This is a genomic window from Chloracidobacterium sp. (genome assembly GCA_015075585.1).
GTDB lineage: Bacteria > Acidobacteriota > Blastocatellia > Pyrinomonadales > Pyrinomonadaceae > OLB17.
The window spans coordinates 1,920,709-1,934,169 of sequence record JABTUB010000001.1; the positions used below are offsets into that span (position 1 = coordinate 1,920,709).

Here is a 13,461-nt window from a genome sequence, read left to right on the forward strand (position 1 = left end):
TCAAAGGACCAAACATCACAACAGGAGATTAATAAAATGGCAAAACAGGTTATTCATGGCGAAGATTCGCGTGCAGCGATCCTACGCGGCGTCAATCAGCTCGCAGATGCGGTCAAGGTAACGCTCGGCCCGAAAGGCCGTAATGTCGTGATCGACAAGAAGTTCGGTTCGCCGACGATCACCAAGGACGGAGTTACGGTCGCAAAGGAGATCGAGCTTAAGGATACGCTTGAGAATATGGGTGCGCAGATGGTTCGCGAGGTAGCGAGCAAAACCAGCGACGTCGCCGGTGACGGAACGACGACCGCAACGGTGCTTGCACAAGCGATCATCAAGGAAGGCGTCCGCACGGTTGCCGCCGGCGCAAATCCGATGGCACTGAAGCGCGGCATTGACAAGGCCGTTGCGGTTCTCGTCGAGGACATCAAGAAGCAGGCGAAGCCGGTTTCCGGCGATGACATCGCGAACGTCGGCAAGATCTCGGCTAATGGCGATTCGGAGATCGGCGGCCACATCGCGGAAGCAATGGACAAGGTCGGCAAGGACGGTGTCATCACCGTTGAAGAGTCGAAGACGATGGAGACGAGCCTCGAGGTCGTGGAAGGCATGCAGTTCGACCGCGGCTATTTGTCACCTTATTTCGTTACCGACCCTGATCGTATGGAGGCTGCTCTTGACGAGCCGTATCTCTTGATCAACGAAAAGAAGATCTCGAATATGCGTGACCTTCTGCCGATCCTCGAGCAGGTCGCCAAGACAGGCCGCCCGCTGCTGATCATCGCTGAAGATGTCGATGGCGAAGCTCTCGCGACGCTCGTTGTCAACAAGCTGCGCGGCACTCTGAATGTCGCTGCCGTCAAGGCTCCGGGCTTTGGCGATCGCCGCAAGGCAATGCTTGAGGACATCGCTGTTCTTTCGGGCGGCAAGGTCATCACCGAAGACCTCGGCATCAAGCTCGAAGCCGTTACGCTCGAAGACCTCGGCCGTGCCAAGAAGGTCGTCGTTGACAAGGAGAACACGACCATCGTTGAGGGTGCAGGCTCGGGCGACGCCGTATTCGGCCGCGTTAAGCAGATCCGTACGCAGATGGAAGAGACCACGAGCGACTATGATCGTGAAAAGCTCCAGGAGCGTCTTGCCAAGCTTGTCGGCGGTGTTGCGGTCATCAAGGTCGGTGCTGCTACCGAGACCGAGATGAAGGAAAAGAAGGCTCGTGTTGAGGATGCAATGTACGCGACGCGTGCGGCTGTCGAAGAAGGCATCGTTGCGGGCGGCGGCGTCTCGCTCGTCCGTGCGGCAAAGGCTCTCGACGGCTTCAAGGCCGAGGATCAGGACGAGCAGGTCGGTGTGAACATCGTAAGACGCGCGGTCGAAGAACCGCTTCGCCAGATCGCGGCAAATGCCGGACAAGAAGGCGCCGTCATCGTCGAGAAGGTCGCTGCCGGCGAAGGCCCGTTCGGCTTCAACGCCGCTTCCGAGCAGTACGAAGACCTCGTGGCCGCAGGCGTCATCGACCCCGCGAAGGTTACACGCACCGCTCTGCAGAACGCAGCCTCCATCGCAGGCCTTATGCTCACCACCGAAGCTATGATCGCCGATATCCCCGAGGAAAAGGGCGACCCGATGGCCGGCATGGGCGGCGGCATGGGCGGCATGGGCATGGGAATGTAATTCCATTACCGGCGGGGCAGGCATTCGTGCCCGCCTCGCCGTCAAAGCTGTCTGTCAGAACCGTGAGCGATAGCGAACGGGTTTAAAAACCAAGCGGCCCCGTCAGATGACGGGGCCTTATTTGCGCTCAACCCACCGGCGTCGATCGTTCCCTCAACGCCTCACCAAAAAACGTCCTGTTTCCTGCTTTTCTTTAATTGCCACGCCCAAAAGGGTGCGGCTATTCAGGCAAAATCATCGCTTATGGAAGGGTTCGGCTATTCAATGGCCTATTCAATGGCCTATTCAATTCGGTTGAGTTCCCTGTTCAGGTGTGTGAGGCGCTCGTGCGGTTTATGTATTCTTCGATATAGAAGCCGACGAGCGAAGCGGCCATTACGATCACGCCGTAGAGAACAAAGGACTTCGGCAGGAAAAATAGGCCGGAAAAGAAACAGATGACGCCGAGCGTACAAAGCACTGAGCCTATGCGGCCCGCTGTTCGAGACATTCCTGTTGAATCACTCATTCGTAAAAGATAGCAGATGATCGGCTTTGAGAAAAGCGTGAAGTCGGCCCGCTATCGAACTCTGCGAGGCGAACGCCTGTCCCTGTTGTGTTATCTTTGTTAAAAGTCTTATGGCCGCCAATAATGTGACCCTGCAGGTCAGAAGTGTAACAAAGAGATTCGGCGATTTTGCTGCGGTAGATGATCTCAGCTTTGAGGTCAGGGCAGGCCGCGTGTTCGGCTTCCTCGGGCCGAACGGCGCCGGCAAGACAACGACTATCCGAATGATCGTCGGCATCACGATACCGGACGAAGGCGAGATCGCACTGTTCGGCAAGGCGATCTCGCCGCGTGTGCAGGATCGGATTGGCTATCTGCCGGAGGAACGCGGCCTATACAAAAAGATCAAGGTCGTCGATCAGCTCCGCTACTTCGCCGCATTGAAAGGCATTTCGACGGCTGAAGCCGACAGACGCATCGATAGATGGCTTGATCGGATGCAGCTCTCCGAGTGGAAGAATAAGAAGACGACAGACCTTTCAAAGGGTATGCAGCAGAAGATCCAATTCATCGGCGCGATCCTGCATGACCCCGACCTTCTTATTCTTGATGAACCCTTCGCAGGCCTCGATCCGGTGAATGTCGAGTTCATGATCGATGTCCTGTCCGAGTTCAGATCGGAGCAGAAGACCGTTATCTTCTCAACGCATCTGATGGAAACCGCCGAACGTCTTTGCCACGACATTATCCTCATCAACAAGTCGAAAAAGGTGATCGGCGGCAGTCTCCGCGAGGTGAAGGAAAGCTACGGCCGCGACCGCATCGCTCTTCGGGGCAGCAATTTCGGTGCCGTCCTCAGCGACGCTTCTTTGATCGCATCAAAGGTCGAGCATGCGGATGAATTCGAGATCATACTTCAGAAAAATGCGACCGGCCGAGAGCTGCTCCGGCGGCTGCTTGACGGCGGTGCGGAAATCACGAAATTTGAACAGGTCGAGCCGACGCTGAATGATATTTTCATCGAAAAGGTCGGAGGTGCAGAATGAGCAAGTTCATCGCCGTCGTCAAACATGAATACAGAAAGATCGTGATGAAGTGGACGTTCCTCATCGGCACGTTCCTCCTGCCGCTGATAATGGCGGCCTTTGCGCTTGTACCCGCGATCATCTTTTCGCTGCCGAGCGAGCCGACGAGGCTGGCGATAGTCGATCCGAGCGGAAAGATCGCACCGCGCCTCCGTAGCGCTCTTTCACCCGAGGCGATCGCCGAACGCTCGAAAAAGGCAGCGAAGGACGCCGGCTTTGACATCAATACTTCGCCATCGAAAGGCTTGAATGACAGCTCGATAGCGGCGCCACAAACGTTCGTTTTTGTTGACTACGACGCTCAGGGAAAAACGGACGACGCTGTGCGCAGCGACCTTATGCAGCAGGTCGCATCAAAGCAGCTCGATGCATTTTTGATCGTGCCGAACGACCTGAAAGGTACTTTTTATTTTCGTTCGCGAAAAGGCGGCGACTTCATTGCGGGCGATCTGCTTGCCGACGCATTAAATTCAGCGGTCCGCTCCGAGCGGCTTGCTGAGGCGAATATCAGCGAGGCCAAGCTGGCCGAGATCAACCGCGCCGTCACACTTGACGAGCGTTCGGTTGACGAACACGGCGGCGAGAAGGATTCTGACATTCTGCTTGCCGCATCATTCGTCATCGGCATTATGATCTACCTGACCCTCGCCATCTACGGTCAGGTCATTATGGGAGCCGTCGTCGAAGAGAAGGAGACACGCATTGCCGAGATCTTATTCTCATCCGCGAGGCCTTTTGAGTTGATGATGGGCAAGATAGTCGGCGTCGGGCTGGCGGGCCTGACACAGCTTGCGATTTGGCTGATCTCGCTTGCTGCTCTTATCGCGTTCGCGGCGATCCAAGCTGACCTTGCTCCGCTGCTGCAAGGTCTGCCGCACATTACCGCGCCGATGGTGCTGCTCTTCCTCGCGTATTTTTTGGCGGGATATTTTGCCTATGCGGCGATATTTGCCTTCATCGGCTCGATCGTAACGACCGTGCAGGAAGGGGGCCAATTCGCTTTTCCTGCAATGATGCTTATGCTTGCGGGTTTTTATTTCAGTTTTGCGGTCATACGCGACCCGAATTCCCCGCTTTCTGTCGTTACTTCGATACTGCCGTTCTTTGCACCGATGACAATGCCGGTTCGCATAATGGCCGAGATGCCTCCCGCATGGCAGATCGTTCTGTCGCTTATCGTGAATATTTTTGGCATCATCATACTGGTATGGCTCGCGTCCAGGGTCTATCGCATCGGTATGCTTATGTACGGAAAGCGGGCGACGATCCCTGAAATTTGGAAGTGGATGCTTCGAGCATAGATCGAAACAGCCTTTTGACGGAACATCGGATGTTGCCAATCCGTAGATAGTGTTATACAAGTTAGCTTGGGACTAACATTTGGGAGGATACAAAAAATGATCGGACAATTGATCGGCGGATTGATCGTAGGAGTGATCGCAAGGTTTCTGATGCCCGGCAAAGAAGCTCTTCCGAGTGGCGTGTTTGGTATAGTGCTGACCGCGGTATTAGGTATCGCGGGTGCTTTCTTAGGCGGTATCATTGCCCGCTCGCTTTGGGCAACGGAAAATTATGCTGCCGGCTGGGTGATGTCAATAATCGGCGCGTTGATATTACTTTTCATTGTCCGGCTGATATTCGGCGCAAAGGCCGATAAATGATCAAGCTCACTGCCGCATCGAACATCGTGCAGCATTTGTTCGGTTGCTCTGCTAATTAGCGGGAATGACAGGCGGCAATTCCATTTTCACAAGCCCGTCAAAGGCTACATGATACGCCACGCCTTTGACGGGTATTGCCATTTCTTCCTCGGTCTTCCCTTCGGAATTCGCAATACTCACACTCGCAAAATAGCACGATGCTCCGTGTTCGGCTGCGTGCCGCACCTGATGCTCAAAAACCTCTTGCCCCTCGATGCGGCCGCGATCGGGATGTATTGCCGTACGAATGACAAAATGGCCGGTTTCACCGTCCTTGCAGGCGACAAGCTGCGGGTGCGTCGTCCGATCTGCGTAGAGGTCGATGGACAGGATATCCCAGCCGGCATCGATCAATTGATTGTGAACTATTTCTATACCAAAGACGAAGATATCCTCCTCCGTCATCAATTCCCTTTCCGACATACACAGACATTTTACTTTGTCTCACATTCGGTTAAAAGCGGCGTGCTATATTAAGCGTGATGAATATGAACGATATCCGTACCGCTGCGTTGACGATAAAGCCGTTCATCAAGCCTACGCCGCTCGAATACAGCCGCTCGCTGAGCAAGCGCTTCGGGTTCAATGCTTATGTAAAATACGAAATGTTTCAGCGAACCGGCTCTTTCAAGGTCCGCGGCGCCTTTAACAAGATGCTGACCCTCACCGAAGCGGAGCGCTCGAACGGCGTCGTCGCAGTAAGCGGCGGAAATCATGCACAAGCAGTTGCCTACGCCGCTGCCGCACTCGGCATCAGGGCGACGATCCTGATGGCAGAGAATACACCGTCAAATTACGTTGATGCTACGCGTTCGTACGGTGCAGCCGTTGAGCTGACACCGACGATCGCGGCAGCGTTCGAAAAGGCGGAGCAATATCAAAAAGCCGGACGCATCACTATTCACCCGTTTGACGATCCGCTTGTGATCGCGGGCCAAGGAACCGTGGCAGCGGAGGTGGTCGCAGATCTTCCGGAAGTGTCTGACATCATAGTGAGCATTGGCGGCGGCGGCCTTGCAGGAGGAGTTTGTACTGCGGCAAAGGGCCTGAACCCGCAGATACGAATTTGGGGCGTCGAAACGATCGGCGCCGATACGATGGCACGTTCGCTCGCTGCTGGAGAACCTGTCACATTACCGGAGATCACATCGATCGCAAGAACGCTCGGCTCGCCTTTTGTTACGGAACGCACCTTCGGCCTTGCAAAGCAGCATATCGAGAGCGTTACGGTTGTATCGGACGCGGACGCGGTTCGCGAAGTTCTCTATATTGCAAGTCGTCTCAAGGTGGTTGCTGAACCGGCTGCGGCGTGCACTGTGGCAGCGATCGAGGCTCTTCGCGGAAATTTCCAGCCGGAAAGCAATGTAGTTTTCATCCTGTGCGGAGGCAATACATCGATCGAGGATATTTGCGGAGCATTGCCGCTGACAGAGAGTTGAACAAAGCTTGCGAATACTTGCAAAAACGGGCGCCTCCAAAATAAAATCACCTCTTCACCGATATATTTCGGGACGGAGGTTCGTTGTGTCAATCTCACGGAATTTTCCTTTTGCGGTGGGGCTTACCGCGATCATCCTCTTTACGCTGCCGGCAGCCGCGCAAAGTATCAAAAAACGTCCGCGAAGAGCCGCGCAAACCGGCCCGGCCGCCGCTTCACTGGTAAGGCCCTGTGTGAGTAAATGGTCACTTTCTTCCGAGGAGGCGGCTCGACTGTTGGCCGATCAGAACGCAGTACGGAACGAACTCGGCCTTCCGCCGCTGGTTTGGAACGCCAAATTGGCTGAGACGGCGTCGGAATGGGCGTGCAGAGGTAAGGCGGCTCACAGGATCGATTCACCTTACGGTGAGAACATCTTTGTCGCATCAAATCCACAGATCGCGATCGAAAGGGTCGTTGCGGAATGGATGACCGAGAAACCGTATTACAACACCGCCACCGGCGACTGCCGTTCTGACAAGACCTGTAATCACTATACTCAGATCACTTGGCGCCGCACATCCGCCGTGGGCTGCGGCATCAACCGTTCCGCAACCGGAAAATGGCCGGTTCTCGTTGTGTGCAATTACGATCCGCCGGGGAACACAGGCGGTAAGGCCTTTTAGAGGCTGCAGCAAATATGGAAGTCTTTGTTTATAGGCAAGGCGCTGATGCGGTTGAGACCGGCCTTGACAGAGAGCAGCTGCCCGAGCTGCTTGCGGATACGTCGAATGTAGTTTGGGTCGATCTGCAAGGCGAAACCCCCGAACAGATCGAGTACGCCCGCGATCTTCTGCAGAATGTCTTTCATTTTCATAAGCTGACCGTCGAGCGCTGCTTCGAAACGCGAAATCCGCCAAAGGTCGAGGCGTTCGATAAATATATCTACCTTATAATCCACGGCATCAAACCCGGCGAGACAAGTACTGTAAACTTTGCGACAAAAGAGCTTGACGCATTTTTGGGTATCAACTTCGTCGTGACTTTTCATATTCAGCGGTTTCGCAGCATCAAGACCGTGAAGGATCAGCTCAGAACCAGCCCTTTTATTTGCCGGCGCGGCTCATCGTATTTGCTCCACCACATTCTGGACGAGATCATCGATCTTTATATGCCGGTCGTCGAAGATTTCGACAGGTCGATCAACGCCCTCGAGGAGAAGGTCTTCGATATGAAACACCCGAGCAACACGGCCTTGAGCGAGATCATGGACCTCAGGCGGAGCGTTGCCCGGCTTCGACGCATCTCTGCTCGTCAGCTTGATGTCCTTTATCGGATCTCGCACGGCGAATTTCCGCAGATACCTGCGAGCGTTCTGCCGTTCTACAGGGACGTTCACGATCATCTCGTGCGTATTACCGACCTTGCTGAAGGATATCGGGACCTTATCAGCGGGCTTTTCGAGATCCATTTTTCGGTGCTTGCAACACGAACGAATGAGATAATGAAAACCCTTGCGATCGTGTCCGCAATAATTCTTCCGCTTAGCCTTATCGCCGGTATTTATGGTATGAATTTTGAGAATATGCCGGAACTAAAGGCGGGTTACGGATACTACATCACGCTCGCAGTTATGGCGCTGATAGCGATATCTCTCCTTGGCTATTTCAAACGAAAAGGGTGGATCTTTCAGAGCGAGGACGACCTGGCACCGAAATTGTTAAATCCGCCCGACGAGGAGTATGACAACTGAGAGTTTTAGATGACTTGGGTCACCGCTGAGGCTGCCGCAAGGCAAATTCCGGCATACACGCCTGCAACAAGGTCATCCGCACAAATGCCAAGCCCGCCGCGAAGCTCCTGAAGGTCGTCTATAGGGTATGGCTTCCAAATATCAAACAGACGAAACAGGAGGAAGCCCGCAAGGATCCATTGCCAGCTTGACGTGACGGGAACGAACAAGAACGTAACGAGCTGCCCCATTACCTCATCAATGACAACCTGCGACGGATCCTCATTCCCAAGGAGCGGTATCGAGCGATCGGCTGCCCAAATCCCGAGTAGGCAAAGTCCGCCCAAGAGCAGCAAATGCAATGCCCAGGTCATGGACGCCGGTCTTGACGATCCGAGCGCCGAGAGAGCCGCCGCAATATATATCGCAACTCCGACAGCTGATCCCCAAGTGCCGGGTGCAAGCGGCAAATAACCGACGCCAACCGTTGAGATCGCTAAGGAAAGGCCGTCAAAAAGCCCTTTTGGTTCCTTCTTTTCAACGGCCTTTTTCATTTAAGATCTCTGAGTAAAAAAAGTCGGGACAGCATAGGCCGAAGCACTAGAATTCGATCCCCTGCTGAGCATATATCCCGGCGTTGAAGGGATGTTTGATCTCACGCATTTCGGTAACAAGGTCGGCCGCGTCTATCACCTTCTGCAACGCATTTTCAACATTCCTGCCTGATAATATCAAATGCAAGTGCGGCTGTTTTGCACGAACCTCCGCGATCTCAGCAAGCACCCTGTCAATATCCAGAAAGCCGTAGCTCATCACATACAGCAGCTCATCGAATACGAGCAGGTCATAGTCCTCGCTCCTCATCTTTTCGAGGCAAACTGCCCACGTTTCTTCGCTTGTCTTGATGTCTTGTGTTTTATCGTTGGTATCCCACGTAAAGCCGTCGCCCATAGTATGGATCTCAATACCGAGCTTTTCTAAGGATTCGTGCTCACCATAGCGATCATGCTTTGACTTCATGAATTGGACCATGCAGCAGTTAAGCCCGCGGCCCGCCGCGCGGACCATCGTACCGATGGCCGCCGTGGTCTTGCCCTTACCGTCTCCGGTGTTGAGCATGAGCAGCCCTTTCGTGTTCTCGCGATAATCCTCGCGGCGCCATTTGTATCGTTTCTCAGCCATCGTACTAATGCGGCCGCTCAATGGCCGCTTCCGTTATCGGCAGATCGCATGGCCGCCTGTACAGCGGTGGTCAATTTCAGTTCAACCTCATCCCAGGTGCCTTCGATACCAAGCCCAGCGGCGTTCTTGTGGCCGCCGCCGCCGAAGCTCTCGGCTACCTTGGCGACATTTATGTCGCCCTTTGATCGCAGGCTTACGCGAAAGACGTTCTCGCCGATCTCACGGATATAAATAGACGCCTGAACATCGCGAGCGGCAAGGGGAATATTAACAAAGCCGTTATTATCGCCGTCTATCGCATGTGCGAGATCCTTCATCGCGATCGTTTGCCGAAGGATGCCGATACGGCCCGAACTGTCGCGCTTTACCGTATCGAGCACCTGCCGCATAAGCTCGATACGCGACCATGGGTAATTCGCGTAAACGGCTTCGCCGATCTTTGCCGGTTTCGCGCCTGCTTTGATGAGTTCGGATGCGACCTTAAGTGTCCTGTCCGATGTGTTCGGAAAGTGGAAAGATCCCGTGTCAGTCACCAGCGCCATATAGACACATTCGGCGATCTCCTTGGTAACGCGACCGCCGATGGCTTTACAAAGGTTGTAGATCATTTCGCCGACCGCCGACGCTGTCGAGTCGATCCAGTTTATGGTGCCGAAGTGCTCACTGGTCGCATGGTGATCGATATTCACAGTGAACTGTTCGCGAAGCCCGGCGATGCCCGGCCTCTCTATGTCGCTGCATTCGATGACCAGAACCGCATCGTAGGCCCTGTCGATAGATCGAATATCGCGGATCGAATCGGCGCCCGGCAGCGTCCTGTATGCAGGCGGCACATCACCGTTAACGATCACCTCTGATCGCTTTCCCAACGACAACAGGAGCCAATGAAGACCGAGTGAAGAACCGACGCCGTCACCATCCGGTTTGATGTGGGTGGTTATCGCAAAATCGCTCTTGCTTTCAATTAATTCAACTACCTGACTTAACACTTCTTACAATTACGATGTCAGATGCTGTTCATCTGAACCTTCGTTCGAATTATCCTCAGCCTGCGGCGGTATATCCAGCGTTTCAAGAAGCTCGTTCACACGCGCGGCGTTCTCTTCGGCCGAATCTCTGACGAAGTGGATGTGCGGCGCATACCGCAGATCCAAATTTCTGGCGACCTGCTGCCGAATGAATGATCCCGCATGCTTTAGAGACCGAATGGCCGCAGTTACCTCGTCCTCAGTTCCCGATATGAGAACATAGACCTTTGCGTCTCTAAGGTCATCAGCGACCTCAACATCCGTTACCGTCACCGCTTGAAGCCGCGGATCATCAAGCTCGTAACCCGCGACCTCGGCTATCTCTTCCTTCAAACTTTCGGCAAAACGTTCAGGACGACGCATAAAGCCACCTCAAGTACCGGCGATGATCGATCAACCGGTGCCGTTCGGGAGATCAAAGTTCCGTCGCGGCGATTTTTTCGATCACGAATGCCTCGATCTCGTCATTGATCTTGATATCGTTAAAGTTAACGAGGCTAATACCGCACTCGAACCCTTGCTTGACCTCGTTGACATCGTCTTTGAAACGCCGAAGCGCGGCAATGTCGCCTTCCCACGTTACGACACCGTCGCGGATCAAGCGAGCCTTTGCTTGGCGCCGTATGACGCCCTCCGTAACGCGGCAGCCTGCGATCGTTCCGATACGCGAGACCTTGAACAACTCCTGCACAACGGCCTTGCCGAGGATCGCTTCCTTCTCGATCGCATCGAGCATACCGATCATCGCGGCCTTTATCTCTTCTTCGACCTTGTAGATGATCGAATGCAGACGGATATCGACCTCTTCGTGATGCGCGACATCGGCAGCCCGCGATTCCGGCCGCACGTTAAAGCCGATGATCACGACCGCCGTACCCGTCTCTTCGGTCTGCGTCGCAGATGCGAGCAGTACATCGGATTCATTGATGGCACCGACACCCGCGCGGATCACGCGAACCTTGACCTTATCGGTCGAAAGCTTTTCAAGCGTTGACCTGAGCACCTCGACCGAACCTTGTACGTCTGCCTTGAGGATGATCAGCAGTTCCTTGATCTCTGCCTGGCCGAGAGACTCGATGCCGCGCTTCGTGGTCTTAAGCATTGCCGCCTGACGCGCGTGCATCTGACGCTTTTGAGCAATATCCTGTGCTTTTTCGACATCGGAAACGACCTGGAATGTGTCGCCTGCCTGCGGAACGCCCTGAAGGCCGAGTATCTCAACCGGAGTTGCCGGAGCCGCTTCTGTTACGGCTTCGCCTCGGTCAGAGAACATAGCGCGAACCTTGCCCGAGAACTGTCCGACGATGAACGGGTCGCCCACATGGAGCGTACCCTGCTGCACAAGGGCGGTGGCGACCGCACCGCGGCCTTTATCGAGTTTTGCTTCGAGCACCACGCCGGAGGCCCGCCGCGTCGGGCTTGCTTTAAGTGCAAGGAGGTCGGCCTGTAAGAGAACTGTTTCGAGAAGCGTTTCGAGACCGTCGCGGTTCTTTGCCGAAACAGGCACCATCTCGGTCTCGCCGCCCCACTCGATCGGCTGCAGACCGAGCGCCGCGAGGCCCTGTTTGACCTTATCGGGGTTTGCTCCCGGTTTATCTATCTTGTTGATGGCGACAATTATCGGCACTCCCGCGGCCTTTGAGTGATCGACCGCCTCGATCGTCTGCGGCATTACTCCGTCATCAGCGGCAACCACAAGGATCACAATATCCGTAGCCCTAGCACCGCGTGCACGCATCATCGTGAACGCCTCGTGGCCCGGAGTATCGAGGAATACAACACGACGCGGATTTTCGGGGTCGTCCGCGTTCGGCACAAAGACGCTGTAGGCACCGATATGCTGCGTGATGCCGCCGGCCTCACCGCTCGCAACGTTCGCCGAACGTATCGCATCTAGCAACGAGGTCTTTCCGTGATCGACGTGGCCCATTACCGTGATCACCGGAGCGCGCGGCAATTCGACGTCATCGGCATCCGCCGCGATCAGCTCCTCGAACTCCTGTTCGATGACCATTTCTTCGAATGGCACAAAGCTGACCTCAAATCCAAGTTCCGCGGCCATTTCATGGGCCATCTTTTCACCGATCGGCTGATTAAGAGTGGCGAAAACTCCACGCTTGATCAGAAGCTGGACGATATCACGCGGTGTGATGCCCATCGCCTCCGCAAATTCGCGGACAGTAGCTCCATCGACCAGACGAATGACGCGCGGATTAGCCGCATCGACCTTTCCGACCTGATCGAGAACGCGTTCCTCGATGGTGCGCTTCTGCGGTACCTCAATATCACGTTCGGCAAACCTTGCACCCTTATCATCCTTTCCTTTTCGCCCGCCGGAGCGTCCGGGCCGCCTGCGATTATCCGGCGGCGGCGTATAGGTCATCTTCGGAGCCGATGACTCGCCGGGAGTGCCGCGGAACTCGCCGCGTTTTCGCGGATCGTTGCGTCCGTCGCCGACAAGACGACCCGTCTTGGTCGGTGTGTCGGACACGAGTTTGTCGCCGACCTTTATTCCGCGTTTTTTCGCCTCGTCGGTCAGTGTCAATGTTTTGCGGATAATGCCGGTCTTACTTGTCGAAGGTGCAGTATCTGATGACTTCGGTGCAGCCTCTTGCTCATCGGTCTCGTCCGAGGCAGCGACGACCGGCTCAGCAACTTCTTCTTTTTCTTCTGCCTCAGGCTGCTCCGCGGCCTTCTTCTTTAGGGTCTTGGTGATAACCTTGGCGGGTTTCTCAGACACATCTTCAGGCTCGGCAGGCCCGGTCTTTGACGGAACAAGGACCTTGACCTTTGCAACCGTTTTTCTCGGCTTCGCGTCCTCTTCCGAGGCCGACGGTTCAACGACCGGCTCCACGGGCTTCTCGACATCTTCGGCCGGCTCGGCGACCTTTTCAGCAGCTTCTTTCTTTGCCTTGATGACCTTGATCGCTCTTTTTGGAGCAGGCTCCGCCTTTGTTACATACTTCTGCCGAAGCTTTTCCGCAAACTCATTATTGACCGAGTTGGATGCGACACTAACATCCGCGCCAAGACGACGCAGCTCCTCGATCACGCGCTTTGTATCGAGTTTCAACTCGTGCGCAAGGTCGTAAACTCGAACTGATTTTCGAACTGCCATAAAAAGTCTGTCGGTCAAGTGTCCGAACTACTCGGACATCA

14 protein-coding genes are annotated in these 13,461 nt (G+C 54.8%); 7 read left to right on the forward strand and 7 right to left on the reverse strand.

Features of this window, described 5'->3' with window-relative positions:
* Positions 1–36: 36 nt before the first annotated feature.
* A complete protein-coding gene (gene groL, locus HS105_08800; protein MBE7516689.1) occupies positions 37–1,671 on the forward strand; it encodes a chaperonin GroEL in 1,635 nt (544 codons plus the stop codon).
* A 307-nt stretch (positions 1,672–1,978) separates the two neighbouring features.
* Here groL and HS105_08805 read toward each other — a convergent pair whose 3' ends face one another.
* Positions 1,979–2,179 (reverse strand): hypothetical protein, encoded by a 201-nt coding sequence (locus HS105_08805; protein MBE7516690.1) that lies wholly within the window; start codon positions 2,177–2,179, stop codon positions 1,979–1,981.
* 110 nt (positions 2,180–2,289) lie between these two features.
* On the opposite strand from HS105_08805, the gene HS105_08810 reads away from it, so the two are divergent.
* The 3 genes from HS105_08810 to HS105_08820 all read left to right on the forward strand — a co-directional run bounded on the left by HS105_08810 (position 2,290) and on the right by HS105_08820 (position 4,904).
* The gene (locus HS105_08810; GenBank protein ID MBE7516691.1) at positions 2,290–3,204 is read left to right on the forward strand and encodes an ATP-binding cassette domain-containing protein; all 915 of its coding nucleotides are present in this window, start codon (positions 2,290–2,292) and stop codon (positions 3,202–3,204) included.
* Positions 3,201–4,544 (forward strand): ABC transporter permease, encoded by a 1,344-nt coding sequence (locus tag HS105_08815; GenBank protein MBE7516692.1) that lies wholly within the window; start codon positions 3,201–3,203, stop codon positions 4,542–4,544. The genes HS105_08810 and HS105_08815 overlap by 4 nt, the downstream gene beginning before the upstream one ends.
* Positions 4,545–4,640: 96 nt before the next feature.
* Positions 4,641–4,904, forward strand: coding sequence for a GlsB/YeaQ/YmgE family stress response membrane protein (locus HS105_08820; GenBank protein MBE7516693.1), 264 nt, complete (start codon positions 4,641–4,643; stop codon positions 4,902–4,904).
* Between the two features lie 51 nt (positions 4,905–4,955).
* On the opposite strand, the gene HS105_08825 is transcribed toward HS105_08820, so the two are convergent.
* Complete coding sequence (locus tag HS105_08825) at positions 4,956–5,348, reverse strand: hypothetical protein (protein MBE7516694.1); 393 nt, start codon at positions 5,346–5,348, stop codon at positions 4,956–4,958.
* A gap of 83 nt (positions 5,349–5,431) precedes the next feature.
* Between HS105_08825 and HS105_08830 the strand changes: the two genes are divergently transcribed.
* From HS105_08830 to corA, 3 genes are all read left to right on the forward strand, one after another.
* Positions 5,432–6,382, forward strand: coding sequence for a threonine/serine dehydratase (locus HS105_08830; protein ID MBE7516695.1), 951 nt, complete (start codon positions 5,432–5,434; stop codon positions 6,380–6,382).
* A 232-nt stretch (positions 6,383–6,614) separates the two neighbouring features.
* Positions 6,615–7,046 carry a hypothetical protein gene (locus HS105_08835; protein ID MBE7516696.1) on the forward strand — a complete coding sequence of 144 codons (432 nt, stop codon included), beginning with the start codon at positions 6,615–6,617 and terminating at the stop codon, positions 7,044–7,046.
* A 14-nt stretch (positions 7,047–7,060) separates the two neighbouring features.
* Positions 7,061–8,113 (forward strand): magnesium/cobalt transporter CorA, encoded by a 1,053-nt coding sequence (gene corA / locus HS105_08840; protein MBE7516697.1) that lies wholly within the window; start codon positions 7,061–7,063, stop codon positions 8,111–8,113.
* A gap of 5 nt (positions 8,114–8,118) precedes the next feature.
* On the opposite strand, the gene HS105_08845 is transcribed toward corA, so the two are convergent.
* From HS105_08845 to infB, 5 genes are read right to left on the reverse strand one after another with little or no spacing between them, the layout of a single operon-like run.
* Complete coding sequence (locus HS105_08845) at positions 8,119–8,646, reverse strand: phosphatidylglycerophosphatase A (GenBank protein ID MBE7516698.1); 528 nt, start codon at positions 8,644–8,646, stop codon at positions 8,119–8,121.
* Between the two features lie 46 nt (positions 8,647–8,692).
* Positions 8,693–9,274, reverse strand: coding sequence for a cob(I)yrinic acid a,c-diamide adenosyltransferase (gene cobO / locus HS105_08850; GenBank protein ID MBE7516699.1), 582 nt, complete (start codon positions 9,272–9,274; stop codon positions 8,693–8,695).
* Positions 9,275–9,291: 17 nt separating this feature from the next.
* Positions 9,292–10,263: a bifunctional oligoribonuclease/PAP phosphatase NrnA gene (locus HS105_08855; protein ID MBE7516700.1), complete on the reverse strand. Its 972-nt coding sequence runs from the start codon at positions 10,261–10,263 to the stop codon at positions 9,292–9,294.
* 9 nt (positions 10,264–10,272) lie between these two features.
* Entirely contained in the window at positions 10,273–10,665 is a 393-nt protein-coding gene (gene rbfA / locus HS105_08860; GenBank protein MBE7516701.1) for a 30S ribosome-binding factor RbfA, read from the reverse strand.
* Between the two features lie 52 nt (positions 10,666–10,717).
* The gene (infB, locus tag HS105_08865; GenBank protein MBE7516702.1) at positions 10,718–13,420 is read right to left on the reverse strand and encodes a translation initiation factor IF-2; all 2,703 of its coding nucleotides are present in this window, start codon (positions 13,418–13,420) and stop codon (positions 10,718–10,720) included.
* Between the last annotated feature and the right edge of the window lie 41 nt (positions 13,421–13,461).